This is a genomic window from Clostridium sp. HBUAS56010, assembly GCF_007115105.1.
Lineage (GTDB): Bacteria > Bacillota > Clostridia > Lachnospirales > Lachnospiraceae > Lacrimispora.
Map to the genome: position 1 here is coordinate 184,228 of NZ_SULJ01000003.1, position 25,719 is coordinate 209,946.

At 43.3% G+C, this 25,719-nt stretch carries 27 protein-coding genes; 7 read left to right on the forward strand and 20 right to left on the reverse strand.

What is annotated here, in order from left to right:
- Positions 1-14: 14 nt before the first annotated feature.
- From FAY33_RS07520 to FAY33_RS07545, 6 genes are all read right to left on the reverse strand, one after another.
- The gene (locus tag FAY33_RS07520; protein ID WP_347562667.1) at positions 15-1,430 is read right to left on the reverse strand and encodes a SpoIIE family protein phosphatase; all 1,416 of its coding nucleotides are present in this window, start codon (positions 1,428-1,430) and stop codon (positions 15-17) included.
- A gap of 159 nt (positions 1,431-1,589) precedes the next feature.
- Complete coding sequence (locus FAY33_RS07525) at positions 1,590-1,913, reverse strand: septum formation initiator family protein (protein ID WP_143320339.1); 324 nt, start codon at positions 1,911-1,913, stop codon at positions 1,590-1,592.
- Positions 1,914-1,930: 17 nt separating this feature from the next.
- Entirely contained in the window at positions 1,931-2,287 is a 357-nt protein-coding gene (yabQ, locus tag FAY33_RS07530; RefSeq protein WP_143320341.1) for a spore cortex biosynthesis protein YabQ, read from the reverse strand.
- 17 nt (positions 2,288-2,304) lie between these two features.
- On the reverse strand, positions 2,305-2,589 hold the full coding sequence (yabP, locus tag FAY33_RS07535) for a sporulation protein YabP (protein ID WP_143320343.1): 285 nt from the start codon (positions 2,587-2,589) through the stop codon (positions 2,305-2,307).
- An 88-nt stretch (positions 2,590-2,677) separates the two neighbouring features.
- A complete protein-coding gene (locus FAY33_RS07540; RefSeq protein WP_143320345.1) occupies positions 2,678-2,917 on the reverse strand; it encodes an RNA-binding S4 domain-containing protein in 240 nt (79 codons plus the stop codon).
- 3 nt (positions 2,918-2,920) lie between these two features.
- The gene (locus FAY33_RS07545) at positions 2,921-3,223 is read right to left on the reverse strand and encodes an HU family DNA-binding protein (RefSeq protein WP_279231850.1); all 303 of its coding nucleotides are present in this window, start codon (positions 3,221-3,223) and stop codon (positions 2,921-2,923) included.
- A gap of 291 nt (positions 3,224-3,514) precedes the next feature.
- On the opposite strand from FAY33_RS07545, the gene FAY33_RS07550 reads away from it, so the two are divergent.
- Positions 3,515-4,495 carry an MBL fold metallo-hydrolase gene (locus FAY33_RS07550; protein WP_143320349.1) on the forward strand — a complete coding sequence of 327 codons (981 nt, stop codon included), beginning with the start codon at positions 3,515-3,517 and terminating at the stop codon, positions 4,493-4,495.
- Positions 4,496-4,541: 46 nt separating this feature from the next.
- Here FAY33_RS07550 and FAY33_RS07555 read toward each other — a convergent pair whose 3' ends face one another.
- The 4 genes from FAY33_RS07555 to pth all read right to left on the reverse strand — a co-directional run bounded on the left by FAY33_RS07555 (position 4,542) and on the right by pth (position 9,586).
- Complete coding sequence (locus FAY33_RS07555) at positions 4,542-4,709, reverse strand: AE-binding protein (protein ID WP_185967531.1); 168 nt, start codon at positions 4,707-4,709, stop codon at positions 4,542-4,544.
- 33 nt (positions 4,710-4,742) lie between these two features.
- Entirely contained in the window at positions 4,743-5,291 is a 549-nt protein-coding gene (gene spoVT, locus FAY33_RS07560) for a stage V sporulation protein T (protein WP_143320351.1), read from the reverse strand.
- Between the two features lie 185 nt (positions 5,292-5,476).
- On the reverse strand, positions 5,477-9,010 hold the full coding sequence (mfd, locus tag FAY33_RS07565; protein ID WP_143320353.1) for a transcription-repair coupling factor: 3,534 nt from the start codon (positions 9,008-9,010) through the stop codon (positions 5,477-5,479).
- 9 nt (positions 9,011-9,019) lie between these two features.
- Entirely contained in the window at positions 9,020-9,586 is a 567-nt protein-coding gene (pth, locus tag FAY33_RS07570) for an aminoacyl-tRNA hydrolase (RefSeq protein WP_143320355.1), read from the reverse strand.
- 288 nt (positions 9,587-9,874) lie between these two features.
- On the opposite strand from pth, the gene FAY33_RS07575 reads away from it, so the two are divergent.
- Complete coding sequence (locus FAY33_RS07575; RefSeq protein WP_143320356.1) at positions 9,875-11,290, forward strand: FAD-dependent protein; 1,416 nt, start codon at positions 9,875-9,877, stop codon at positions 11,288-11,290.
- Between the two features lie 116 nt (positions 11,291-11,406).
- On the opposite strand, the gene FAY33_RS07580 is transcribed toward FAY33_RS07575, so the two are convergent.
- The 7 genes from FAY33_RS07580 to FAY33_RS07610 all read right to left on the reverse strand — a co-directional run bounded on the left by FAY33_RS07580 (position 11,407) and on the right by FAY33_RS07610 (position 19,025).
- Positions 11,407-12,204: an HAD family hydrolase gene (locus tag FAY33_RS07580; protein WP_143320358.1), complete on the reverse strand. Its 798-nt coding sequence runs from the start codon at positions 12,202-12,204 to the stop codon at positions 11,407-11,409.
- Positions 12,201-12,785 (reverse strand): xanthine phosphoribosyltransferase, encoded by a 585-nt coding sequence (locus tag FAY33_RS07585; RefSeq protein WP_143320360.1) that lies wholly within the window; start codon positions 12,783-12,785, stop codon positions 12,201-12,203. Before FAY33_RS07585 ends, FAY33_RS07580 begins: the two co-directional genes overlap by 4 nt.
- Before the next feature lie 25 nt (positions 12,786-12,810).
- Entirely contained in the window at positions 12,811-13,917 is a 1,107-nt protein-coding gene (gene tig / locus FAY33_RS07590; RefSeq protein ID WP_243126646.1) for a trigger factor, read from the reverse strand.
- 117 nt (positions 13,918-14,034) lie between these two features.
- The gene (locus FAY33_RS07595; RefSeq protein ID WP_185967532.1) at positions 14,035-15,429 is read right to left on the reverse strand and encodes an aminopeptidase; all 1,395 of its coding nucleotides are present in this window, start codon (positions 15,427-15,429) and stop codon (positions 14,035-14,037) included.
- Positions 15,430-15,492: 63 nt separating this feature from the next.
- Positions 15,493-17,292 carry a glycerophosphodiester phosphodiesterase family protein gene (locus tag FAY33_RS07600; protein WP_143320364.1) on the reverse strand — a complete coding sequence of 600 codons (1,800 nt, stop codon included), beginning with the start codon at positions 17,290-17,292 and terminating at the stop codon, positions 15,493-15,495.
- Positions 17,293-17,305: 13 nt separating this feature from the next.
- Positions 17,306-17,962, reverse strand: coding sequence for a GTP pyrophosphokinase family protein (locus FAY33_RS07605; protein ID WP_143320366.1), 657 nt, complete (start codon positions 17,960-17,962; stop codon positions 17,306-17,308).
- Between the two features lie 130 nt (positions 17,963-18,092).
- Positions 18,093-19,025, reverse strand: a complete 933-nt coding sequence (locus FAY33_RS07610; protein ID WP_143320368.1) for a S1 RNA-binding domain-containing protein — start codon at positions 19,023-19,025, stop codon at positions 18,093-18,095.
- A gap of 177 nt (positions 19,026-19,202) precedes the next feature.
- Here FAY33_RS07610 and FAY33_RS07615 point away from each other — a divergent pair, with 177 nt between their 5' ends.
- The 5 genes from FAY33_RS07615 (at position 19,203) to rbr (ending at position 22,582) form a co-directional block, all read left to right on the forward strand.
- Positions 19,203-19,928 (forward strand): phosphatase, encoded by a 726-nt coding sequence (locus FAY33_RS07615; RefSeq protein ID WP_143320370.1) that lies wholly within the window; start codon positions 19,203-19,205, stop codon positions 19,926-19,928.
- On the forward strand, positions 19,925-20,863 hold the full coding sequence (locus FAY33_RS07620; protein ID WP_143320372.1) for a LysR family transcriptional regulator: 939 nt from the start codon (positions 19,925-19,927) through the stop codon (positions 20,861-20,863). The genes FAY33_RS07615 and FAY33_RS07620 overlap by 4 nt, the downstream gene beginning before the upstream one ends.
- A gap of 96 nt (positions 20,864-20,959) precedes the next feature.
- A complete protein-coding gene (locus tag FAY33_RS07625) occupies positions 20,960-21,352 on the forward strand; it encodes a transcriptional repressor (RefSeq protein WP_143320374.1) in 393 nt (130 codons plus the stop codon).
- A gap of 108 nt (positions 21,353-21,460) precedes the next feature.
- The gene (locus tag FAY33_RS07630) at positions 21,461-22,003 is read left to right on the forward strand and encodes an NADH peroxidase (protein ID WP_143320376.1); all 543 of its coding nucleotides are present in this window, start codon (positions 21,461-21,463) and stop codon (positions 22,001-22,003) included.
- A gap of 42 nt (positions 22,004-22,045) precedes the next feature.
- Entirely contained in the window at positions 22,046-22,582 is a 537-nt protein-coding gene (gene rbr / locus FAY33_RS07635) for a rubrerythrin (RefSeq protein ID WP_143320377.1), read from the forward strand.
- A gap of 39 nt (positions 22,583-22,621) precedes the next feature.
- Here rbr and FAY33_RS07640 read toward each other — a convergent pair whose 3' ends face one another.
- The 3 genes from FAY33_RS07640 to FAY33_RS07650 form a co-directional block, all read right to left on the reverse strand.
- Positions 22,622-23,197: a hypothetical protein gene (locus FAY33_RS07640; RefSeq protein WP_143320379.1), complete on the reverse strand. Its 576-nt coding sequence runs from the start codon at positions 23,195-23,197 to the stop codon at positions 22,622-22,624.
- A 92-nt stretch (positions 23,198-23,289) separates the two neighbouring features.
- Positions 23,290-24,303 (reverse strand): response regulator, encoded by a 1,014-nt coding sequence (locus tag FAY33_RS07645; RefSeq protein WP_143320381.1) that lies wholly within the window; start codon positions 24,301-24,303, stop codon positions 23,290-23,292.
- A gap of 2 nt (positions 24,304-24,305) precedes the next feature.
- Positions 24,306-25,637, reverse strand: a complete 1,332-nt coding sequence (locus FAY33_RS07650) for a PocR ligand-binding domain-containing protein (RefSeq protein WP_143320383.1) — start codon at positions 25,635-25,637, stop codon at positions 24,306-24,308.
- Positions 25,638-25,719: the final 82 nt, after the last annotated feature.

The following is a 25,719-nucleotide window of genomic DNA, read 5'->3' on the forward strand; positions in this document are numbered from 1 at the left end:
GTCTGTTGCAATTATTATTTTCTTTTCCATATGCCGGCAGTGAGTACGGTCATATCATCCGCCGCTGTTTCCGTAAAGGATCTGGCAAATAGCAGAATCCGGTCCGCCATATCCTGTGGATTCTTTACCGGCATGCCTTCAATGAATTCTTTCAGCATTAATTCCTTATCGTCAGCAGGAAGTGCATCTAATATGCCATCACTCACCATAATGATCCGGTTGTCATCCCACAGTTTCTTGGATAGCAATACGGGTTCCACAGGATTTAAAATTCCCATGGGAACGTCACCTGCCTCTAAAAGTTCCACCCCCCGCTCACTTAATATGTAAGTAGCGGCGGCTCCAAGCTTCATGGCTTCCATGATTCCGGTCTTTAAATCAATACAGCACAGATCCAGGGTAGCCGGGTGCTGGGAGATTCCGGTGAGAAGCAAAACCGTATTGACCATCTTTAAAGCGGCTCTGCAGGAAAATCCTGCTTCCAAAAGTCTCTGGGTCAGTTCAATGACCTGGCGGCTCTCTTCTTCTGCTGCCTTTCCGCTTCCCATGCCATCTGACAGACTTATGATAACTTGTCCCGGCTGGACTTGTCCAAAGGTGTAATTGTCTCCAGAGACTTCTTCTCCCGACTTTACTGCCTTGGCAGCTCCATATATCACCTGATACTCTCCCCGTTCCACAAACCGTATGGTATCCGCCTGTTTGGTCACCAGATTTCTTCCGTCCGGTGCCACGGTCCACTCCCCTTCTTCCATGGCTCCTTCTAGAATCTCAGCGGCTTCTTTCACGGTAACACAGCGCCCATTCATGGTGCGCATGGTTAAAAATGCTTCTCTTTGCTGATTTTCATATTCCAGCACCAGCATTTTCTCTATTATGATGCGGTTGCGGCGAAATGCCCGTTTTACCTCATCTTCCCAATCCGGAGTGATATCAACCGCATGCTCTACCTGATGAGAAAATTCTTCCAGGATCACCGCCAGTTCCTGAAACTGGACAATGACAGCATCTCTGCTTTCCAAAAAGCGGTTTTTCCATGCCAGATTCATGGTAGCTCTTCCAAGGCCTCTGTTTAGATGGCCCATGTATTCATCTTTCTTTTTGCAGGTTTCCAGAAAAAAACGGGGCATGTCCCCGTAATCCACGTTGCCCTTTTGTTCAAATGCACGAATCAGATACTGCAGATAATACTGGTTATCCTGTTCTTTCCCGGGATGCACAAAGCATTTGTTACAGCCTGCGCATACCATGGCTGCTGCTGTCTCTAAAGCCGCAACGCCATCTTCCTTCGTAAGTCCCTGTTCTGTGGACAGGTCATCTGTGCACGCTCTGGCAAGTTCTCCCAAAGAGTTTGCCATGTCGTTTAATCTTTTAGCCGTGTATACATTCACATCAGCCATATCGTGATGTGCTGCCTTACGTCTGAACACAAAAAATCCCTCCTGCCTGTTTCATGCTATCGACCACATTATATACAGACAGAAGGAAAATATTTGTCAAAACAACTAAGCCATTATTAAAAATCGTACGACAGGTTTCTCCTTTTAAGTTCACACCCTCCGGGCATGAAAAGAAATCCGCAGGGAAATCTACTGCCGCTGCGATGGTTTCAACAAAATCTCATCAGGCTTTACAAGACCAAGCTTCTGCTTTGCCACTTCTTCTACATACTGTTTGGTTTGTACATAGACCCGGTGATCCTCCAGCTTCTTCGCCCGTTCTTCCTCCTTGTCCACCTGCGCCTCAAGATTCTCAAGGCGTATGGAATACTCCCGTTCCTTTTCCTTTAAAGATGCACCTTTAAGGGTCACAGTCACGGCAAGGCTGAATACAACAAAAGTAATACCGATGAGAGCCATGCGGTTGCCCCATTTATCTTTTCTTTTTCTTCTAGTTTTACCTATCCTATTCATAAATTCACCAGTCGTCCCTATTGCCGCCGTTTATGGCGAAAAAACCTACGCAGTTTCATTTTAAGATATTTCCAAAACTTTTTCAAGAACTTTAGGAAAAACCTGCTGATCATCCTGTCATACAGAAACATTCCAAGAAATATTCCTGCAATCACATAACCTCTTAATCCGCCGTCATTCTGCTCATATAGAAGGGAAAATACCGACAAGGCGGCATATACCCAGAAGATCATATCCTCAATTCCTGTAAAGACATAGGAGTGGGGAATGAAGATACGGAAAGCGCGCAACAGGTCATATGTCATCATAAGCCCTGCACCCGTCAAAAAGCTGTAGAGCAGAAGTTTTACTTCATATATAATATGAACGCTCATATGACTCCCTCTGATTCTTATTTAAACAGTCTGGACAAAAGAGATTCCCCGGATCTGCGGAGTGCCTCATTGGAGGAATAATTCAAACTTTCAATGGTGCCGTTTAAATCCACTTCCCCTTTTTCCAATGTCAGCCGGCTGACATGAAGGTCTTTGCCCTTTAAAGTCAAAAGCCCCATATCCGTATCCAGAACTACCTGATTTTCATCAAAAGACACCACTTCCCGTATTCCTGTTAACGTACCGGAGGCACGATTTTCTATTGTCAGCCTGTGAGGGCGGATATTTACTTTCTCTTCCATAAGAAAAACCTCCTAATATACCTGTCTTAAGTATATTAGGAGGAATGCTCCAATATTCCTGAAATTTATCATGCGTAAAGACTAAGAGTTAAAGATACCGGTACAGTTCCTTCGCCTCATCTTTTTTCACCGTTTCTGCTACATCAAGAACCTCTACCTTAACCGAACTGGTCCCAAAATGTATCTGAATCACGTCACCCTGTTTGATGTTCAGAGAAGCTTTTGCAGGCTTTTCATTCACAAGCACACGACCAGCATCACAGGCCTCATTGGCTACAGTCCTTCTTTTAATAAGGCGGGAAACTTTAAGAAACTTGTCTAATCTCATGGATTATGCGTTAACCATATCCTTTAAAGCTTTTCCAGCTTTGAATTTTGGTGTTTTGGATGCAGGGATGTTCATAACTTCACCGCTCTTTGGATTTCTGCCTTCTCTTGCAGCTCTTTCAGATACCTCAAATGTACCAAAACCAACTAACTGGATTTTCTCGCCGTTCACTAACTCTTCAGATATAACATCTGTCAAAGCTTTTACTGCCTTCTCCGCATCTTTTTTTGACAGCTCTGCTTTCTCTGCTACTGCTGCGATTAACTCTGCTTTGTTCATTGATATCTTCCTCCTGAAATGTAGCACTTTGCTACTATTTTTCGCATTAACACGATTACTATATCATTTATAGCTGTTTCTCCTGTTTTTGTCAAGGTTTTTTCCTCTTTTTACAGGCTTTTTAACCCTTTTTTATCACATCGGGGAGAGCCTTTCTTCCTTCCGACGAAATCACCTTTTTCTCGTCAAAAAACAAGACATTTTTATTAGAAATTTTTCCCAATTCTGAAGATTTTCTGACATTTGCTTTTTGCCCCTGTTAAAACAGAACGGTTTCTTATATAATAAGTTATAATTTAATTGAAACCGGAGGCTCTTATGAAAGAATTCAATATCTGGAAAAAAATGGCAGCATGCCTGCTGTTTTTAAACATTGTTTTTTCTGCATTTCACATGCAGACCGTATCACCCGGTCAGGCAGAAGCGGACTTATCTGCAAAAGCCATGGGCTTTGGTCCGTCCATTGCCATGGGACCTGGAGCAAAAGTATTTGGCGGCGGCAGCTTATCCCTCCTTGCCGATTATGATAACAGACAGATGCTTTCCATGGTTCTCCAGGACAAGCAGGGCAATGTGGTTGTTATCGACGGGGGCTGGGATATTGATGCAGAACATCTAACCGATGTTATACATCAAAAAGGCGGCAAGGTTGCTGCCTGGTATATTACTCACCCTCATTCCGATCATGTGGGCGCGCTGGTTCAGATTTTAAATAACCCGGACAATAAGATTACCATTGATCACGTTTACTACAATCTGGCAGACCAGTCCTGGTATGAAAAGGTGGAACCTTCCAGGGCAAATCTGGTAACCCAGTTACGGGACGCACTCGCCACTCTTCCTGCCGACCGTCTCCACGTTGTAAAAAAGGGAGATGAAATCAAGACTGGGCTCATCACCGCCAAGGTGTTAAATGATCCTTATCTTCTCGACGTCACTTCTGTAAACAACAGCTCGGTTGCCTATAAGTTTTTCCTTAACAACGTCAGTGTTCTGGTTCTTGGAGACATGGGACCTGAGGCAGGGGAGATCTTACTGGCACAGACAAGTGCTGCGGATTTAAAAAGTGATATTGTGCAGATGTCCCATCATGGACAGTACGGCGTCAACCGAAATGTCTATGAAGCCATTGCACCGAAGATCGCACTATGGCCTTGTCCTCTCTGGCTCTGGAACAACGACGGCGGTGCCGGCATTGGAAGCGGCGACTGGAAGACCCTTGAAACCAGACAATGGATGGACGAGCTGGGGGTTAAAGCAAACTATTCCATCAAAGACGGAGACCAGATCATCTACTAATTTTAAAAACTTTACAAAAAGGCAGCCGCCGTGCGGCTGCCTTTCCTTAATTCCCTCCAGGTCCATCTCTTCTCGGCCGTTCTGATTCTGGCAGCGGTTCTACATAGAATCCGTCTTCATATGGCTCTGTGTCAATCTCTGGTATATCGCCATCACCGTAATCATCTTCCGGCAACACAACTTCCAGATCGTTCATGTCTTTTTCATCTTTCATTTCTTTCACCTCCTGATTATGTCCGTGGAATTATCAGCCTTCCATCTGGCGTCCTAAGAATCCTGCTGCCGTTGTGGCAAGCTTTGTTTCCATATCGCCAAAACGCACTCTTGCTTCTCTGCTCAATAAAACTACAGCTCCTATGGCATCTCCTTCACAGATAATTGGAGCAATTACCTGAGCCGTAATACCTTCTAATGTTTCTCCCGTCAATGCCACAAAACCTTTCTCATCCTTACCAGCAATGACAACGCTGCGCTCATTGATTACGGTTTCTAACTGTTTGCTGATGGTTTTTTGAAGCAGTTCTTTTTTGGAACCGCCGGCTACTGCAATAATCTGGTCTCTGTCGCTGATGCAGACAGTAAGCCCTGTAGTCTGAGACATTGCTTCTGCATACTGGGATGCGAAAGCAGTCAGTTCAACCATGGGAGAATATTTCTTTAAGATAATCTCTCCTTCTCTGTCTGTAAATATCTCAAGCGGAGTTCCTTCTCGTAAACGGAGTGTCCTTCTGATTTCTTTTGGTATAACTACCCGGCCCAGATCATCAATTCTTCTTACTATACCAGTTGCTTTCATAATTAATATTCCTCCATCTTGTGCGTTTTAATATCACTGATATTATTTTGCTACGAATACGAAAGATTATACTTAAGTCTGCCATTTTTCCCAAAATTTAAAATCAGGACCAACCCTTAAAAAGAGTTAAGCCCTGATTTTTATTGTTAATCTTCATTTTAAACACTTATTATCGAGTTTTTTTATCATCTATCAGATAATTCTGCTATCTGTTTTAGAATTACTTCTGCCTGATCCATCATGGCATCTGTGGTTGCATTCTTTTTTCGATCCAGGTAGGTAAACCTTGGTTCTTCTCCCATGATAAATTTCAGATCTCCACGGTACTGTTCCACAATTGCCGGGATTCCCTCTACTTTCAGCTTTGCATTTTTATACATGGTAAGACGGATTTCCTGGCGGTTGATATTCACCTCTATCACATAGGCACTGTGAGCCAGGGCTTTTAAGCCTGCAACCTTTAACAGGTTATCAACCGGTTTTGGTATATCCCCAAAACGGTCCATAAGTTCATCCTGCATATCCATGTATTCGTCTTCATTCTCAATACTGGAAATACGCTTGTATATGTCAAGCTTCTGATATTCGTTCTTAATATAGGAAGTGGGAATGTAAGCATCCACATCGCAGTCCACCACAGTCTGGTAGGTCTCTTCTTCCTTGCGTTCTCCTTTTAACTCTAAAACCGCCTGATTTAAGAGCTTGCAGTAAAGATCATATCCAACCGCCTCCATATGACCATGCTGTTCCGCTCCTAATACATTGCCGGCACCCCGGATCTCTAAATCCCGCATGGCGATCTTAATACCGGAACCAAGCTCTGTAAATTCCCGGATCGCCTGAAGGCGTTTTTCCGCTTCTTCCTTTAGCATTTTATCACGTTTATACATTAAAAACGCATAAGATATGCGGCTGGAACGTCCCACACGCCCACGGAGCTGATAAAGCTGGGACAGTCCCATGCGGTCCGCATCCTGTATGATCATCGTGTTGGCGTTGGGGATATCAAGACCAGTCTCAATAATGGTGGTACAAACCAGCACATCAATTTCTCCATTTACAAAATCAAACATAATTCTTTCCAGCTCATGTTCCCGCATCTGTCCATGCGCAAAGGTAACATTGGCTTCCGGCACCAGTTTTGCAATATGGTTTGCCACTTCATCAATGTTGTTGACACGGTTATATACATAATAAACCTGTCCTCCCCTGGAAAGTTCCCGGTGAATGGCTTCCCGGACCATCTCATCGTTATGCTCCATGACATAGGTCTGAATGGGCATACGGTCCACAGGAGGCTCCTCCAGAACACTCATATCACGGATACCCACCAGACTCATATGAAGCGTTCTTGGAATGGGAGTGGCGGTCAGTGTAAGTACGTCCACATCATCTTTTAACTGTTTGATCTTTTCCTTGTGTGTTACGCCAAACCGCTGTTCTTCGTCAATAATAAGAAGTCCCAGATCTTTAAATTTAATATCCTTGGAGAGAACCCGGTGAGTACCAATAACAATATCCACCAGACCACGGCTTAAATCTTCCACCGTTTTTTTCACCTGGCTGGGAGTACGGAACCTGGACATTAAATCTACCCGGACAGGAAAATCTTTGACTCTCTGGGCAAAGGTATGGTAGTGCTGCTGCGCCAGTATGGTGGTGGGAACCAGATAGACCACCTGTTTTCCATCCTGCACTGCCTTAAAAGCGGCACGAAGGGCGATCTCGGTCTTTCCGTAACCAACATCTCCGCAGATTAAACGGTCCATGATTTTTTTGCTTTCCATATCCTTTTTCGTTGACTCAATGGCATCCCACTGGTCTTCTGTTTCCTCATATGGAAACATCTCTTCAAACTCTCTTTGCCAGACCGTATCGGGTCCATACTCAAATCCATGAGTCTGCTGCCTTGCCGCATACAGCATAACCAGATCTTTTGCAATCTCTTTCACCGCACCTTTGACCCGGGTCTTTGTCTTGTTCCACTGATCTCCGCCAAGACGGTTTAATTTGAGTTTTTTGACTTCTGCACCAGCATACTTCTGAATTCCGTCCAGTCTGGTTGCAGGAAGATAAAGATTGCCGTTGTCCGCATACTCCACTTTTAAATAATCTTTAATAACCCCGTCCTGTTCAATCTTTTCAATTCCCCGGTAAACACCAAGTCCATGATCTTCATGCACCACATAGTCGCCAATGGACAGTTCCGCAAAGTTATGGATTTTAGTTCCTTCATAGGCTGCCTTTTTCCGTTTGCGTTTCTTTTTCTCCCCTCCAAACATATCCCCTTCTGTAATAACAATGAATTTAATCAGAGGATATTCAAATCCACGGTGGAGTTTTCCATAGGTAACAAGAATCTCGCCTGGTTTTACATCCCGCTCTTCCTCATCCGCAGGACAATATGCCCGTAAATCATATTCCCGCAAATCTCCTGCCAGACGGCTGGCTCTTGTTCGGGATGCTGACAGAAGGATAATGCGATACCCTTCCTTTTTCCACCTGGTCAGATCTTTGATCAGCAGTTCAAATCCATTTTGGTAAGCGCTTACATTCTTTACCTGAAAACTATAACGGTTTTTCACTGCAAAACCGGAAAGCTTCTGTTCCAGACCGGTTAAATAAACGGTTGTTCTGGTCTGAACTGCTGCCAGCATTTCCTTTGCAGGAAAAAGAAGTCCGGTCTGCCCCGGAAGAAGATACCCGTTATCCAGACGATGTATCATACTTTCCCTAAATTCCATTTCTACGGTTTCGCCCTTTTCCTTTAGGCGCTCCGGTTCGTCAATGAATAAAACGGTATGGTCCTTTTTAAAGTAGTCTAAAAAAGAAACGCTGTCCGGACAGAAATAATGAATGTATCCGTCAAGCCCCTGCTGCTTGTACCCTTCCTTCAATCCTTCTAAAAGCTCATTGATAATGGAACGAATTCTGGCGGCTTCTTCAATCTTTGACTGGCCTCTCAAATCCTTTTCATATTTTTTTACTTCTTTTTGGATGGAATCCATACCTTCTTCCAGCCGTTCTTTGGTCAGCACCATCTCCGATGCCGGATAAATATTAATTTCTTCCAGTTGTTCGATGGAACGCTGACTCTCAAGGTCAAAGGTACGGATGGAATCCACCTCATCATCCCAGAGTTCTATACGGACAGGAAGTTCCTCTGTCAGCGGAAACACATCAATAATTCCGCCCCGGATGGAAAACTGTCCCATACCATCTACCTGCGCCATCCGCTCATAGCCCAGCTCTGCCAGATGCTTTTTCCACTTTTCAATATCAATGGTCTGGCCGCTTTTTACGGGCAATACCTGCTCCTTTAATGCCGAAAGCGGAAGCAGATGGTCCATAAGTCCGTCGATGGTGGTTATCACCCAGCCGGAAGTCTGTTCCATCAGATGCCGGAACACGGTCATTCGCTGTTTGGTTAACAGATTTCCATGAATATCTGCATTAAAAAAGAGAAGATCCCTGGCGGGATAAAGCCATACATCGGAATCAAAGAAACTTAAATCTTCATAGATTTCCCTGGCCCTGGTATCGTCATAAGTCACCACCAGCTTTAAATCTGCACTTTTTGCCGCTTCATACATCAGATGAACTTTCTGGGAATCCATGCAGCCGCTGGCCGCCATTGGTCCGGCCTTTTTTTCTATGTCCTTTGCAAGATCTTCAAAATCTTTCAGCTCCCACAATGGTTTTTCAAATAGTCCGCTCATGAGGTCTCCTTATTTCTTTTTATTGAAATGATTCATCGCCTGATCGGCTCCATCTGTAATCAGCATAACAGCGGCTGTTGCAGCATCATGGTAAGCTTCTTCCATAACCGCTTCCTGATCTTTGGGAAAACGGCCAAGGACATAATCTGCCAGATCCATCTCTTTGGGTTTTTCTCCCACACCTACCCGGATCCTTATAAATTCCTGGGTCCCCAGATGGCTGATAATATTTTTAAGCCCATTATGTCCGCCGGCACTTCCTTTGGTCCGAATTCTGAGCTGTCCCTCTTCCAGATTAATATCATCACAAATGACGATAACATGATCTGGTTCCACCTTATAATAATCTGCCATGGCTCCAATACTTTCGCCGCTTAAATTCATATAAGTCTGTGGTTTGGACAGAATTACCTTTTCTGTTCCCACCATTCCCATACCGCAGAATGCCCTGTGCTTTTTATCTGTTACACTGATTCCAAGTTTGTCCGCCAGAACATCAATGGCTTCAAAGCCTACATTGTGTCTGGTCTTTTCATATTCCCTGGTCGGGTTTCCTAATCCTGCGATGATAAACATGAAGATTCTCCTTATTATTGTCTATATTAACTGTATTTACAATTCATGACTGTTCTGGCTTTAAAACGCCCGAAAAGCGTTAGATTTCCCTTACCGGGGTCTAACGCTGTTTCTATTATTTTATCAGTTCCGCCAAAAGATGTAAAGGGAAAGGATTTTATTTTATATTATGAAGTTTTTATGCCAGCCCTTGCCACCAATCTTCCCATTATGATAAAATAATATCGTTGCGCCTGTCTCCCCAATGACGCAGCGGCTGACTATCGGGTGAAAAAAGGAGTGATGTTCATGAAAGATTCGAATGGAAAATACGATGTGATCATCATTGGTGCAGGCCCTTCCGGCATTTTCTGCGCCTATGAGCTCATTGAGAAGAAACCAGAACTCAAGATTCTTATGATTGAAAAGGGACGCCGCATTGAAAACCGGACCTGTCCCAAGCGAACCACCAAAGTCTGTGTGGGATGCAAGCCGTGTTCCATTACAACCGGATTTGCAGGAGCCGGAGCATTTTCTGACGGAAAGCTTTCCCTGTCTCCGGATGTAGGCGGGAATCTGCCTGAGATCTTAGGATACGACAAGACGGTGGAATTGTTAAAGGAATCTGATAACATCTACCTGAAATTTGGTGCAGATGAGAATGTCTATGGTGTGGATAAACAAAAGGAAATCGAAGAGATCCGCCGGAAAGCCATCAATGCAAATTTAAAACTGATTGAATGTCCCATCCGTCACTTAGGTACGGAGGAAGGTTATAAAATCTATACCCGGCTTCAGGAACACCTGCTGGCAATGGGGGTTGAGATGAAGTTTAACACGATGGTTAAGGATATCCTGATTGAAGGAAACCGGGCAACTGGTGTGATGACGGATCACGATGAGACATTCCTTGCCGGAGAAATCGTTTCTGCCATCGGGCGGGAAGGTTCCGACTGGTTCAGCCATATCTGTAACAATCATGGCATAGAAACCATGGTTGGAACCGTTGATATCGGAGTCCGGGTTGAGGTCCGGGATGAGGTGATGGAGTTTTTAAACAAGAATTTATATGAAGCAAAACTTGTTTACTATACTCCGACCTTTGATGATAAAGTGCGTACATTCTGCACCAATCCTTCCGGAGAAGTTGCTACAGAATATTATGAGAACGGGCTTGCTGTTGTAAACGGTCATGCTTACAAATCAAAAGAATATAAAACAAACAATACAAACTTTGCCATTCTGGTGTCCAAGAATTTTACCAAACCGTTTAAAACTCCAATTGAATACGGAAAGCATATCGCACAGTTGAGTAACATGCTTTGTGATGGAAGAATCCTTGTGCAGACCTTTGGGGATTTCCAAAGAGGACGGCGTACCACAGAGGAACGGCTATGCAGAAATAACCTGATCCCCACATTAAAAGATGCGGTTCCTGGTGATCTGTCTTTGGTATTTCCTCACCGGATCATGGTTGACATAAAAGAAATGCTGCTGGCTCTGGATAAAGTCACACCAGGGATTGCCAGCGATGAAACACTCCTGTATGGTGTTGAGGTAAAGTTTTACTCAAATAAAGTTGTAGTAAATCAGGACTTTGAAACCAGTGTGGAGGGATTACGGGCTATTGGTGACGGGGCTTCTGTAACCCGTGGGCTCCAGCAGGCTTCTGCCAATGGGATTAGTGTGGCAAGGAGTATTCTTTTCTCTCTTTCTACTAAATAAACAATAGTGTATATACTCTGGGCTAAAAAAATAAGTGTAATTGTCAGGGCACCGCATTACACCATGACAATTACACTCTTATTATCTAAAAATAATCAGACAAACCCTTTTTCAACCTATATTAACCCTAACTCCTCCATGGCATATGCCACTCCGTCATCTTCCACGTTCTTTGTAAAAAATGTAGCATAAGGTTCCAGTTCCACGCTGTGATGTCCCATGAGGACACAATTTTTTGCAAACTGAAACATGGATAAATCATTGGTGCTGTCTCCAAACACATAAACATCTTCCAGATCAATTCCATAATGCTTCATCACCAGTTTAATTCCTGTCGCCTTTGAAAATCCTGCTGGTACACATTCATAGAAGTCACCACCACGGTCTATGATATCGAAGTCTTCTCCCAATGCCTTTGAAAATCCTTCCATATCGCTGTTTTCATCCCGGAAAACACAGAACTTATCAAATTCATAACAGTCCTCATCCCAGCCATAAGAAGAGACTAAGCCATTATCCCGCATTCTGGCCTTCATCTTCTCCACTTTTGGCATCCAAGAGGTTTCCTTCCGGAAATAACATCCCTGGGTCCCCTCTAAAATCCCATCTAACTTATGCTCTGCAATAATCCTCTTGATCCGCTGTCCCTTTTCATGGGGAATCACAGAAGAGTACAAGATCTGATCTCCGGCTACCACACGCGTTCCGCATCCGCAGCAGTATCCATCCACTTCAATCAGTTCTTCTATGGGACCGATCAGGCTGTAAGCCCGTCCAGTATTAATAAATACCAGATGACCTTTTTTGCGAGCCTGGAAAATTGCTTCTTTTGCGCTATCGGGTACATTCCCGTTAATTTCAGAAAGCAATGTGCCATCTATATCAAAAAACAGCGCCTTATGTCTATTTCTCATTGGTCACCTCGAAAGCAAATTGTACCTGTCGTTTCATCCATCTGCTCCACAATAGCAAGAGACTCTACCTTGATGCCTTCGGCTCTGAGACGGTCTCCTCCCGGCTGGAAGCCTTTTTCAATGACAATGCCGGCACCAACCAACTGTGCCCCGGACTCCTTTACAATGGCTGCAAGCCCTTCTAACGCCTTACCATTGGCAAGGAAATCATCAATTAAAAGAACTTTATCTTCTGCCCCAAGGAATTCCCTGGACACCATTACATCATAAGTCCTTCCGTGGGTGAAAGATTCCACCTGAGTCGTATAAACATCTCCTGCGATGTTCTTTGTCTTAGATTTTTTTGCAAATACCACCGGCACATCAAAGTACTGGGCAACGATACAGGCGATTCCGATTCCGGAGGCCTCAATGGTTAAGATCTTGTTGACTTCACAGCCAGCAAAGCGTTTCTTAAACTCTTTTCCAATCTCAACAAACAGCTTGATATCCATCTGGTGATTCAAAAAACTGTCTACTTTTAATACATCACCGGACTTGATCTTGCCATCCCTCCGTATTCTGTCCTTTAAAAGCTGCATAAAGGTTCCCCCTGTCGTAAAATTATTATTTGATTACCGCATTTTCAGTCAGGAAATCCATGACTTTCTGATTCATAATAAAATCATCTACCGCATATTTTGTCTCTGCTTCTATTAATTTTTCAGCACTTTCATAACCCAACTGATCGGCAACCTCTTTCCGGTCATCGTCTGTTACCTTAATCTCTTCTTTGTCTGCGATTGCAGAAACTACAAGTCTCTGTTTTACAATCTCTTCTGCCTGAGCCTTCATGGTGTTTTTAAAGTCTTCTTCGTTCATTCCGGTAAAAGCACCAACAAATGTCGCAAAATCCAGACCATAGTTGGCTGCCTGGTTGGTGTATGTGGCAATAAGATTCTCATAGTTGGCATCAATGGCTTTCTGATCCGGTTCAATCTTGGCATCATTGGCAATGGCTGTGTAGATATCATTCTTCACTTTCTGATCCGCCTGGTCACCTTTGCTCTTTAAAAGATCCTGTTTTTTACTCTCTTTGTACTCTTCAACCGTCTTAAAGCTTGTGTTTTCTTTAACAAATTCATCATTAAGTTCTGGTTTCTGCTTCTCTTTTACCCCATTAACCGTTACATCAAATACAACTGCTTTTCCTGCCAGGTCTGCGTTTTGGTATCTCTCTGGGAAAGTAAGATTAAGGGAAACTTTCTCCCCTTTCTTTGCTCCGATCAGTCCATCCTCAAATCCATCAATAAACTGGTTGGAACCAATGGTTAAATCAGCTCCCTTAGCGGTTCCTCCATCAAATGCCACGCCGTCTTTGGTTCCTACATAGTCGATGTTGACTACATCGCCGTCTTTTACTTCCCGGTCAACATCAACAGTCTTTAACTTGGCAGCTAAATCATTATCAATTGCCTGACTGATCTCTTCGTCCGTCACTTCAATGGGTTCTTTTGTTACTTCAATTCCTTTATATTCCCCAAGTGTCACCTTGCCATTGTCAATATCGCTTAAATCTTTTACTTCTGCAGTCTCTGGAGCAGCAGCTTCCGTTGCCTCTGTCGCAGTTGCAGTTCCCTCTTTTGTCTCCTTTGTGTCTTTCTTTCCACAGCCGGAAACAAGAGTGGCAGCAACCAGACCCAACATACAAACTTTAAAAATTTTCTTCATCATACCATCCTTTTTCTTTCTATTATAATGATTAACGGGAAAACACTTCTTGTCAGTTATATCATATCGGACTGGCGAAAAAAAGCATTTTCCCGAAATTAACAAATATTTCAAACTATCTTACTTATAAAATGCACGAAATGCCTTATATGTATTGTATACATCCAGCTTAGCTGATAATTCAAAGGGGGAGTGCATGGAAAGAATGGGCACGCCCAGATCTACTACATCCACATCCATGGCAGCCACATATTTGGCAATGGTGCCGCCGCCGCCCTGATCCACAGCTCCCAGCTCTCCGATCTGCCAGTATACGCCTTCTTCTTCCATCATGGCAATGACCTTTGCCATCAGTTCTGCACTGGCATCATTGGAACCGCCTTTTCCCCTTACTCCTGTATATTTGGTGAGAACACAGCCCTTATTCATAAAACAGGAATTGCGTTCCTCGTAAACCTGGGAAAAGGTAGGGTCATAGGCTGCATTCACATCAGAGGACAGGCAGATGGAATTGCGCAGAACAGTTCGTACCGCAACGCCTGAGAGCTCAGCCAGATCTTCAATATAGTGAAGTACAAAATCTGAATTCAATCCGGTATTGCCATCAGAACCAATCTCTTCCTTGTCTGCAAGAACGGTAACCGTAGTATACTGAGGCATAACCGCATCAATCTCAGCCATGAGGGCTGTATAGGCACAGACTCTGTCATCTTGTCCATAAGCACCAATCATGCTTCGGTCAAGTCCCACATCACAGGCTTTCTGAGCCGGAACAAGTTCAATCTCTGCCCTTAAAAAATCTGCCTCCGTAACTCCATACCGGTCATGAAGCACGTTTAATGCCAGAAGCTTTACCGGATCTTTTAATTCCGCCTCATCTACAAAAGGAATGGAGCCGATTACAACATTCAGTTCTTCTCCCTTTAATCCATCTCTTAACTTTCTCTCATTCTGGTCGGCTGCCAGATGGGGAAGCAGGTCTGTAACACATAATACCGGTTCGCCCTCTTTTTCTCCGATATTCACTTCCACCACTTCTCCGTTCTTCTTTACGAAAACACCGTGCATGGCTAACGGAGTGGTTCCCCACTGGTATTTGCGGATTCCACCGTAATAATGGGTCTTAAAATAGGCCAGATCATTCTTTTCATATACTGGATTAGGTTTTAAATCAAGCCTTGGAGAATCAATATGGGCTCCATTAATCCGGACGCCCTTTTCCAGACTTTCCTTTCCAAATGTGGTGGCAATAATGGCTTTATTCCGATTTACATAATATACCTTATCCCCTGGCTTGTAATTCTTTCCTGCTGCAAATGGAATATAACCCTGCATCTCCAGCATGGCCACTGCTTCTCTTACACATTCCCGCTCGGTCTTACCATTGTCCAGGAATTTCTTATATCCTTCACAGAACATCTCCGCTTCCTGCATCTGTTCTGGCGCTTCTTTTCCAATGTGGGGAAAACGGAAGGTCAACTCTTCCTGTAATAACTGTCCTTTTGTTTTGTCCATTCTTAATGCCTCCATTCTTAATCCTGCCGGGTCAAAATAAAACCCGGCATGTATTATCACCATCTATTTTAATACCAGCCTTAAATATTCCAGAAGATTCTCCGTTGACTCTTCCCGGTACACGATCTGTCTGGTAAGCACCGGATAGTCTGTAATAATGTTGTCAACAGAAAGCATCTTCATCCGCTCCATTTCACTTTTGCTGTTCACTGTCCACGCATGTATGGCCTTTCCTCTTAAATGTGCCGCTTCTACCAGCTTCTCATTTACAAAACTGGAACGCAGGCTGACGAAATCAATATCGTCACTGGAATAATAATTACCATAGGCCGCTGAAATAATATACCCGGTGCGTATCTTCCTATCAAAGTTCTTAATCCTGGTTAAATAGGAGAACCGGGTGGAAGTGACCACGCACTGCTCATTCATCTGGTACTGGTCAATCAAAACTGCAACCTTTTCAGGAAGAAGGCTTCTGCTTCCTGCATTCTTAATCTCAATGTTAATATTGATCTTACCCTTGCAGAATGTCATTACCTCTTCCAGAGACGGAATCTTCTCTCCTGCGTATTCATGGGAGAACCAGCTTCCCACATCAAGCTTTTGCAGTTCCTCAAAGGAATAAGAGCCAATTGTCCGGTTCACTCCGGCAACTCGTTTCAGGGTGGAATCATGACCCAGAACCACCACACCGTCTTCTGTCTCCTGTACATCAATCTCCACATAGTCCGCCAGATCATCCACCGCCTTTTTAATGGCTGCCATGGTGTTCTCCGGTGCTTCTCTGGAACTGCCCCTGTGAGCGGTGATCTGAACGGGACTTAAAAGTCCTTCTGTAATGACAGAGCCATTGTGAACCACCTGGAATAAGATAAAGAGACTGAACAAGGCAGCGGCTCCAATGGAAACTCCCGCCAGCCGCCGGTTGGCAAACCTGGTTCCCGAATCCAGAATATTCCCGGACCTTTTCAGCCGTTTGCTGGTAAATTGAAAATACTGGACACTTAAAGCCCCATAATTCCCAACCGTAAGCAGTATACTGCAGAAAAAGAGAAGTACCAGTTCAATTCTGCCGCATGCCGCCGGCAACAGGGCAAGAGCAAGCCGGTTGTCAGTAAAAAGTGTGATGGAAAGTGCTGCTATCAACACGCAGAACGAATACGCCAGCTTAAAAAACGCCATAAAGGCCAGATAATAAACTGCCATCACAGCCGTGACCTTGGGGATTCTATGCCTGATCAGCCACCAGCTTCTTAAATAGCCGTCCCGAAAATTCTTTTGTTCCACCATACAGGCATGAAACGTATAAAGCCCGGGCACCACTATCAGAAGCAGCAAAAGTACAAACAAAGCCAGACAGACCTTTCCCGGTGTCTGCCCTAAAACTTCCGACATGACAAAATTCAAAGGTTTTATACGGGAAAAAAAACGATAGATCAGGTACAGATTGGCAAACGTACTGTTTGCCAATATCAGAAGTCCCAGACGCCAGTTTTTCCTGCGGATTTCATCAAGAAGTTTCAAAAAACCTCCAGCCAGTATCTCCCAGGGCGTTAACTTCCTGGTATAATAAATGCCCTGATAAAAAGTAAGCAGACAGCCCGCTTCAAATGTCAGGATCAAAACTCCAAGAAATGCCAGAAAAAACAGAATCAGCACGGTCCAGGGTCTCAGCAGAAAATTACCGATATTGGCACCTGTCAGATAACTGTAGCCGGCCATATGAAGGGCAGATAATAACCCTTTATCCAAAGCAAATACATACAGCGGTGTTGTTACCAGACGAAACAGAAGTGCAAATAAAAGCCCATTCTTCCGGTTATATTTAAGTATCTTTAAAGTGTCTTTTGTTAATGTGCTCATAGGATAACCTTCTTTATTCTTCTTCATCCTCCTTCTGCTTTGCCTCACTCAGCTCCAGAATCGCCTCATTTAGAGAAAACATCTTCGCATCCAGCATATTCACCACATCAGCACATGCCTTTAACTCCTGCTGCAGATACGCCGGCGCGTTGCCTTCAAATTTATAATAGATCTTATGCTCCAGGCTTGCCCAGAAGTCCATGGCAACCGTTCTGATCTGGATCTCCACCTTGGTGTCTACCGGTCCATCAGTCAGATAGATGGGAATGGTTACCACCATGTGATAGCTTTTATAACCGTTTGGCTTGGGATTCTCGATATAATCCTTTACATAAAGTACCGTTACATCACTTTGCCTGGCTATCATCTGGGCAATCTCATAAATATCAGATGTAAAGGAACAGATAATCCGTATCCCTGCAATGTCACTTAACTTCTCCACCATATTCTCTATCGTTACGTCAAAACCGTAACGCTTTAATTTTTTAACAATGCTGTCCGGCGTCTTCAGCCTGGACTTAACATGTTCAATGGGATTATAGTTGTAAATATGGACAAATTCATTATTAAGAATCTCAATCTTTGTACTGATCTCTTTTAATGCTGAATCATACAAAAACATCACGGATTTCCATTGGTCAACCTGGTTAAATGAACTGGGAAAATTCATTCCTCATTCCCCCTCTCCTTCACCCGTATACGGGTCAGTATGGGCAGGAGCACCCGTCACCGAACAGCCCCCGCCCACATTGGCATTATACCACAAATACCCGATGTTTTATATGTTTTTTCCTCAGTTTCTAAAATTTTAATCCTTTTAATAAAGAAGATAAACCAGTGGAAGCAGTCCCGCTTTCCTGATAATCATAAATTTCTTCTTTCAGTTCATCTTCCTCTTCTATTGCCTTCATACTCAAACTGATCTTATGATCTGCAGTGGACAAAATCTTAACCCGGACCTTCTGCCCTTCCTTTAACACTGCACCCGGATGCTTGATTCTCTGGCTGCTGATCTGGGAAATATGCAAAAGCCCTGTCAGACCATTTTCAAGATTAACAAAAGCACCGTAATCTTTGATGGTTTCAACCGTTCCAGCCATGATGGCGCCTGTCTCGCATTTGGCAATCTCCTTGTTCTGCTCTTCTTTTTGTTTTAACTGGGCAGGTTCCTTACCGGAAAGGATCAGCTTGTGATTCTCTTCTTCGGCAGTGATTACCGTTACATCAATGGTCTTACCCAGATATTCGTTTAAGTCCTCCACATAATGGGCTGCCAGCCTGGAAGCAGGAATAAATCCCCGTACGCCCTCCAGATAAGCTACGGCACCGCCCTTTACAATCTCTGTGATCTTCACCGGAACAACCGTTCGTTCCTTTAATAAGGTGTCGAATTTCTCCCATGCCTTCTGATCGCCTAGAAGTTTTGCAGATAAGAGCACATTCCCCTCTCCATCATCGGCTTCCAAGACAATGGCTGTAATCTCTTCCCCTGCCTTTACCTCCTCAACAAGATGGTAATCCGGATCAGCGTTCATATCCTCTTTACGGATCATTCCCTGGGCAAAGTACTTCAAATCCAGCAAAATCATGTCATCGGTTACATTCACAACGGTCCCGGTCAGTACATCACCTTTTTTCACCCGCCGGTAAGACGCTTCCAGTTCTTCCTTGTAATCGTCCATGCTCTCTACTTTTTCTTCTAATAATTCTGTTTCTCTCTGCTCCTGGCTCATGCAAACTTCCTCCATTCATAAAATCTTGTTTTTTGTATAAAATCTAACTATATATTTAACACATCCAGCCCCATATTGCTATAGTTTTCCGGTGAAAAGTATGATATATTTGATTTATATGGAAATGATCCCCGGAATATATTTTTAGCCGGGCTGCAATTGAGAAAGGATAAGAAAATGAATGACATAATGGATCTGCATACCCATACCATTGCCAGTGGACATGCGTACAACACCTTATACGAAATGGCAAAATCAGCTTCTGAAAAAGGACTCGCCCTGTTCGGATCCACGGATCACGCTCCTAAGATGCCAGGAACCTGCCACGAGTTTTATTTTATAAACTTTAAGGTCATTCCAAGGAAGCTTTTCGGCGTTCAGATTCTCATGGGTTCAGAACTGAACATTACCGATTATAAGGGAAGCGTAGACTTGAGAAAAGGTCTTCTGGAGCGTCTGGATTATGGAGTTGCAAGCATTCATGAACCTTGCTATAAAAACGGAACCATGGCTCAGAATACCAGTGCCTATGTGGGGGCAATTGAGAATCCTCTGATCCATATTATCGGACATCCCGATGACGCCCGTTTTCCCATTGATTACGATACTCTTGCAGCCGCAGCCGCTGAGAACCATACTCTTTTAGAAGTCAATGCAAGCTCCCTCCACCCCTTCAGCGGCAGAAAAAACGCAAGAGACAACTACCTCATCATGCTGGAGCGGTGCAGACATTATAAAACCCATATTGTCATAAACAGCGATGCTCATGTGGAGGCTGATGTGGGGAATCACAAAAGAGCCTGGGATCTGATTGAGGAAGTTGATTTTCCAAGAGAACTGATTGTAAATGGTTCCATAGACCATATCCTCCCCTTTATTCCAAAGCTGGAGGCTTATTTATGATCAACTTTTTAAACCTTGAATATTTCCTTGCTGTTGCGGAGGAGTTAAATATCACCCGCGCCGCCAGACGGCTTTATATATCCCAGCAGTCTTTAAGCAACCACATTTCCAACATGGAAAAGGAGTTTGGGGTTCAGCTTTTTAACCGTACCATGCCTCTTACTCTGACTTATGCAGGACGTTCCTTAAAACAGAGAGCAAAAGAGCTTCTGGATTTAAAGGATGAGACATACCGGGAACTGGCAGATATTAAAGATTTTACAACAGGACAGCTTTCCATTGGAGTTTCCCATACCAGGGGACGCTTCCTTCTTCCAGCCATTTTACCTGCCTACCGGGAAAAGTTTCCCAATATAGAACTTCATCTGGTAGAAGGCAATTCGTCGGAACTGAGTTCTGCCCTGATTCACGGAGAGATTGATCTGCTGATTGACCTTCTTCCATTTAAAGCAGAGAATGTAGAGACGGTTCCTATCTGTGAAGAAGAGATTCTGCTTGTGATTCCAGATCAGATTCTGGATACCTATTTTCCAGGAAAACAGGAAGAGATTAAAAAACAGTTAGAACATTCTCCGGACATCCAGCTTTTAAAAGACTGCCCCTACCTTCTGATCCATAAGGGGAACCGGGTAAGAACCATTGCTGATGAGATTTTTGAGGATGCCCAGTTAAGTCCTGCGATTCTGCTGGAGACAGAGAACATTGAGACCGTACTGGCACTGGCTGCAAAAGGTATGGGAATCACGTTTTATCCCAGAATGTTTGTTCCAGACGGAACGGATGCGGTTAACGGTACTGCCAGAAAATACGGGCTGAATTATTATTCTTTAAATTACAGCCGCAGCCACGGTGTTCTGGCATTCGGCTGCCACAAGGGCAGATACTTATCCCAGGCAACAAAAGAGTTCATAAGAATTGCCAAAGAAAACATCTGACAGTTTTTAACAATACATTGACAAAGCGGATGGAATCTACTATTATTAAATAGTAACAATTACTAATATAATTATCGTTATAGAAAGGGAGCGGCCATGAAAACATTAAAGTATAGCCGTCAAAGGGAATCCATTAAAGCTTGTCTGATGGCAAGACACGATCATCCGACTGCCGACGCTCTATACACCTCTATCCGCGAAGAATACCCCAATATCAGCCTCGGAACCGTATACCGGAACTTAAATCTTCTTGTTGAGCTTGGGGAGATCAAGAAGCTGACATGCGGAGACGGTGCCGACCACTTTGATGCTGACACATCACCACACTACCATTTTGTATGCAAGACATGCGGGCAGGTCTGTGATCTGCGGTTACCCCCTATGGAAGAGATTAACCAACTGGCCCAGAAACATGCGGAGGGACAGATCGAAAGCCACACCATCTATTTCCATGGAACCTGTGAACACTGTTTGAGAAATAATTCTTAATTAGACTTGACACAAGACAAAAAATATGCTAAATTAATATCAGTAATTATTACTGTTATCAATTACTACACGCAGAAAATTAAATTTATAATAAAGGAGACATGAATCATGAAAAAATGGGTTTGTACTGTATGCGGTTACGTTCACGAGGGAGAGGCAGCTCCTGAATTCTGCCCAATCTGTAAAGCTGGATCTGAGAAGTTCAAGTTACAGGAAGGCGAGATGACATGGGCATGCGAACATGAAATCGGCGTTGCTCAGGGTTCTCCAGAGGATATTATGAAGGATTTAAGGGCAAACTTTGAAGGAGAGTGTTCCGAAGTTGGAATGTATCTTGCAATGTCAAGAGCTGCTCACAGAGAAGGCTATCCTGAGATTGGTTTATACTACGAAAAAGCTGCTTTTGAAGAAGCAGAACATGCTTCCAAGTTTGCAGAGTTACTTGGCGAGTGCGTAACCTCTAGCACAAAGAAAAACCTTGAGATGAGAGTTGATGCGGAAAATGGCGCAACTGCTGGTAAGTTTGATCTTGCAAAACGTGCAAAGGCTTTAAACTTAGATGCAATCCATGATACTGTTCATGAGATGGCAAAAGATGAGGCTCGCCACGGAAGAGCATTTAAGGGCTTATTAGAGAGATATTTTGGTTAATTAAAGTTTACTATTTAACAGGAGTCTATAGGAGGGTTCAATATGTCAAAATATGCGGGAACAAAAACAGAACAGAACTTAAAGGATGCCTTTGCAGGGGAATCCATGGCAAGAAACAAGTATACCTTTTTCGCCTCAGCGGCAAAAAAGGCTGGCTACGAACAGATGGCTGCCTTATACTTAGAGACTGCTGACCAGGAAAAGGAACATGCCAAGATGTGGTTTAAAGAACTTCATGGTATTGGAACCATGGAGGAAAACCTTGCAGCGGCTGCTGAAGGGGAGAATTACGAATGGACTGACATGTATAAACGCATGGCTGAGGAAGCCAGAGAAGAGGGATTTGAAGAGCTGGCATTCAAATTTGAATTTGTGGGTAAGGTGGAAGCTGCCCATGAAAAGCGCTACTTAAAGCTTCTTGACAGTCTGAAAAATGACAAGACGTTTAAAGGAGATGCTCCTCTTGGCTGGAAGTGCCGCAACTGTGGATATATCCATGAAGGACCAGACGCTCCTGAGATCTGTCCTACCTGCGCTCACCCGAAAGCTTATTTTGAAAGAAAAGTTGAAAACTACTAATTAAAAAAGTCGGTTTGGATCATTCCAAGCCGACTTTTTTTATTCTTTATTTTTCAGGAAATGAATATGACGCATTCTGGGCAATTGTGGAAAATCCCTTAGGAAACGGTGCCCGATTCTGCTGCAGATCACCTTTATAAATGCCGCTCCTCCCTGGGTAAGCACATATACAATACGCACCCGTCTTCCGGTACCTGTGGCAAAAGCAACGTACCTGGATCTTACATTCCGGGGCGGCGTCCTCATAGCACCCTGACGAAGTTCTTCCATAGGGATTCTTCTCCTTTTAAAAAGGCTTCGTATTATGAGTGTATCTTTTTCCAGGATAACTTTATAACATAACATTTGCAGAGAAATCAAAAGAAGGGAGATAGAAATACAATACATAAAAACAGGAATGTCTCCCGGATCAATGCCCTCCATCACATAAAGCTCAGGAGAAAAAATACAAAATCCTAACGCAATCATGCCAAGAATCAGCATAAACCAGGAGATACCTCTAAAAAAAGCACTTATGACTAACACTGGGTTTCCATCTTTATCCTTATTGTAACCATTGGAAATATCTTTTTTCAAGGTCTCCTGAATTTTTCTCATAAGATATTGCTGCAACATGATTGAATTCCTCCCGAATCATTCTAATGAACCTGTTTGTTCATAATTTAACATAAGAATCATCAGAAGGCAATTCCTTTTTATATTCTCCATCACAAAGAACGCTTTTTTCGCGTCTCCATTCTATATTGCTTCACGGTTATTTTTTCATACTTTTTGAATACTTTGCTGAAATAACTGCTTTCATTATATCCCAGCCGATATGCCACATCAGCAATGCTGTCTTCTGTAAAATAAAAATATCCCTTTGCCAGATGAAGCTTTTTCATGTGAATGTATTCTGTGACACTGACATTAAGCTGCTCCCGGAAGATACGGCTTAAATATCCCTGGCTTATGGCACAGTTTTCTATAATCGTATTAAGGGTAATATCTTCTTTAATATGGTTTTCTATATAAAGAAATATATTCTCCAATAGGGGATAACGGTTAATGCTGTTTTGCTGAAACAGATAATCCATTACCCGGAAAAGCCACAGTTCCGAGGTTTTCCGATCAGAAATTAAGGCTTCATTGATGGGGAACAGCTCTCCGATCTGTATGTTTTCATCGTAAACCATTCTGGTATCCAAAAGATTCTGACCAATATAAGTAAAGAGCTTTATGAGCCTTGCAGAATCCTCTCCTGCCAGTTCATAAATCTGGTCAATGATTCCGGACAGACTCCGGTAGAACTCTCCAAAATCTTTCTGTCTAAGGAATATTGCCAGTTCCTCCTGATGAGTCATAACCGTATCTTCATGGTTGGTCTTATAATTTTCCAGTACCTTCTTTAAGTGGGCCCACGTGACAGGCTTTTCTAAAACATCTTTCACTTCATCTCTTGCCATGCTTCGTATAAATACATGGGAGGAAAAGGCGGAAAGCATATAAATGGTTATCTCCGGATTTGACTGATGAATCATCCTGCTGGCTTCCAGTCCTGTCATACCCGGCATCAGCATATCCATAAATACAATGTCTATGGCGTCTTCTCTGCATGCTTTGACAGCACTGTCTCCACTGCCTACCACCTGAACAATCTGGAAGGACTCGTCTCTGGATATTAAAATCTTCAAGGCTTCCTGCATTAAAATATCATCATCCGCAATCAGAACCCTGTACATGATTATTCCGTCCTTTCTTCATAATGTTCAGGCCAGATCAGAATGTTTTTACATCCTTTATTCCTGATATTCTCTGAAATAATCCTATATTCTTCCCCGAAAAGCTTTTTCATCTTCTCTCTTGCATAGTCTTTCCCAAGTTTGATGTAATATCCTTCATGCTTGTCTTTAAACGCCTCATACTTTGCCTCTAATTCTACCTCTAAAAGACCGGGACCGTCATCACTGATCTCCATAATCAGGTTGTTATTCCTGATGGCTCCGCCTATGGATATCTTCCCACCCTGTTTTTTTAACATGACCCCATTATAAAGGGCATCCTGGATAAACGGCAATAAAATGCCGGAGGGCATCTTTCTCATGTGCATCTCTCTTGGCACCTGAATGGAATACTGCAGCCTGTCTCCCAGCTTCTTTTTCTGAATCAAAAGATACTTTTCTGCATGATCCAGTTCTTTGGTTACAGGGACAAAGGTTCCCTTTTCCATACATTTATATTTTGTATATTCAATAAAAGAACCCAAAAAGTCTTGAAATTGTTCCGTATCCTCCATAATGGAAAGGTTCATAAGAGATGTCATCACATCCATGATCTCACAGGGGTTGAAATTCATCTTCAATTCCTGCAATTCCATGTTCTTTTTGGCGATCTCTTTTACAAGAACCTGATTGGTTCCCTGGATTCTTTTGATCTTTCTCTTTAAAACATCTTCATGAAGGTGTTTGCTGACTTCATTCTCGCTTAACTGGTTGATAACAAGAAATACCAGATTGGCGATGTCTAAAAACTTCTCATAAGAATAAACCGGAATCTCTTTTCGGAATTCCTCACACTGTTCCCTTACCTCTTCAGACTCATCGGAACGCATCACCGATTCCAGACGACTTACGGATTCCGGCGCATCCAGACACCGAACCTGTCCGCCGATGAAGCCGCCAAGATAATGCCCTCTGACAATGATGGGAATCGCCATCTCCAAAAGACCGCAGGGACAAAAATACACATTGGTTTTTTTTGTTACGGCTGCCTGTATGGAGCCAAAGGCATCAGAGGACTTGCACCGCTCAATTGCTTCTTCGCTTTTTCGCACCTGACTGCAAAAACTGGAAAAATAGGTTGAATCGGTGATAGGTTCGCCTCTAAAATCCACCGTTACAAACGCAACTCCCGTTGCTTTTGAAAGACTCTTCTGAATGTTCTCCAGCTTTTCTTTCCCGAATAAGTGGATAATATCCAGTTTCGTCATATTGCCTTCTTCATCTGTACTGAAATAATCATCCGGGGTATCTGACTGCATTTCAGCTAAATGGAGCAGTTCCTGATATTCTTCCATCTTTGTAACCTCTCTTTGCTACTATGATCTGTTTGCCATCTTCCTGTAAATGATTGGTTTCTATATCAGAATAACACAAGAA

Coding starts and splice junctions, on each gene's coding strand:
- FAY33_RS07525 (WP_143320339.1), bottom strand. CDS start 1,913: ATGAATAGGATAGGTAAAACTAGAAGAAAAAGAAAAGATAAATGGGGC.
- yabQ (WP_143320341.1), bottom strand. CDS start 2,287: ATGAGCGTTCATATTATATATGAAGTAAAACTTCTGCTCTACAGCTTT.
- yabP (WP_143320343.1), bottom strand. CDS start 2,589: ATGGAAGAGAAAGTAAATATCCGCCCTCACAGGCTGACAATAGAAAAT.
- FAY33_RS07540 (WP_143320345.1), bottom strand. CDS start 2,917: ATGAGATTAGACAAGTTTCTTAAAGTTTCCCGCCTTATTAAAAGAAGG.
- FAY33_RS07550 (WP_143320349.1), top strand. CDS start 3,515: ATGAAAGAATTCAATATCTGGAAAAAAATGGCAGCATGCCTGCTGTTT.
- FAY33_RS07555 (WP_185967531.1), bottom strand. CDS start 4,709: ATGAAAGATGAAAAAGACATGAACGATCTGGAAGTTGTGTTGCCGGAA.
- spoVT (WP_143320351.1), bottom strand. CDS start 5,291: ATGAAAGCAACTGGTATAGTAAGAAGAATTGATGATCTGGGCCGGGTA.
- mfd (WP_143320353.1), bottom strand. CDS start 9,010: ATGAGCGGACTATTTGAAAAACCATTGTGGGAGCTGAAAGATTTTGAA.
- pth (WP_143320355.1), bottom strand. CDS start 9,586: ATGTTTATCATCGCAGGATTAGGAAACCCGACCAGGGAATATGAAAAG.
- FAY33_RS07575 (WP_143320356.1), top strand. CDS start 9,875: ATGAAAGATTCGAATGGAAAATACGATGTGATCATCATTGGTGCAGGC.
- FAY33_RS07580 (WP_143320358.1), bottom strand. CDS start 12,204: ATGAGAAATAGACATAAGGCGCTGTTTTTTGATATAGATGGCACATTG.
- FAY33_RS07585 (WP_143320360.1), bottom strand. CDS start 12,785: ATGCAGCTTTTAAAGGACAGAATACGGAGGGATGGCAAGATCAAGTCC.
- tig (WP_243126646.1), bottom strand. CDS start 13,917: ATGATGAAGAAAATTTTTAAAGTTTGTATGTTGGGTCTGGTTGCTGCC.
- FAY33_RS07595 (WP_185967532.1), bottom strand. CDS start 15,429: ATGGACAAAACAAAAGGACAGTTATTACAGGAAGAGTTGACCTTCCGT.
- FAY33_RS07600 (WP_143320364.1), bottom strand. CDS start 17,292: ATGAGCACATTAACAAAAGACACTTTAAAGATACTTAAATATAACCGG.
- FAY33_RS07605 (WP_143320366.1), bottom strand. CDS start 17,962: ATGAATTTTCCCAGTTCATTTAACCAGGTTGACCAATGGAAATCCGTG.
- FAY33_RS07610 (WP_143320368.1), bottom strand. CDS start 19,025: ATGAGCCAGGAGCAGAGAGAAACAGAATTATTAGAAGAAAAAGTAGAG.
- FAY33_RS07615 (WP_143320370.1), top strand. CDS start 19,203: ATGAATGACATAATGGATCTGCATACCCATACCATTGCCAGTGGACAT.
- FAY33_RS07620 (WP_143320372.1), top strand. CDS start 19,925: ATGATCAACTTTTTAAACCTTGAATATTTCCTTGCTGTTGCGGAGGAG.
- FAY33_RS07625 (WP_143320374.1), top strand. CDS start 20,960: ATGAAAACATTAAAGTATAGCCGTCAAAGGGAATCCATTAAAGCTTGT.
- FAY33_RS07630 (WP_143320376.1), top strand. CDS start 21,461: ATGAAAAAATGGGTTTGTACTGTATGCGGTTACGTTCACGAGGGAGAG.
- rbr (WP_143320377.1), top strand. CDS start 22,046: ATGTCAAAATATGCGGGAACAAAAACAGAACAGAACTTAAAGGATGCC.
- FAY33_RS07640 (WP_143320379.1), bottom strand. CDS start 23,197: ATGTTGCAGCAATATCTTATGAGAAAAATTCAGGAGACCTTGAAAAAA.
- FAY33_RS07645 (WP_143320381.1), bottom strand. CDS start 24,303: ATGTACAGGGTTCTGATTGCGGATGATGATATTTTAATGCAGGAAGCC.
- FAY33_RS07650 (WP_143320383.1), bottom strand. CDS start 25,637: ATGGAAGAATATCAGGAACTGCTCCATTTAGCTGAAATGCAGTCAGAT.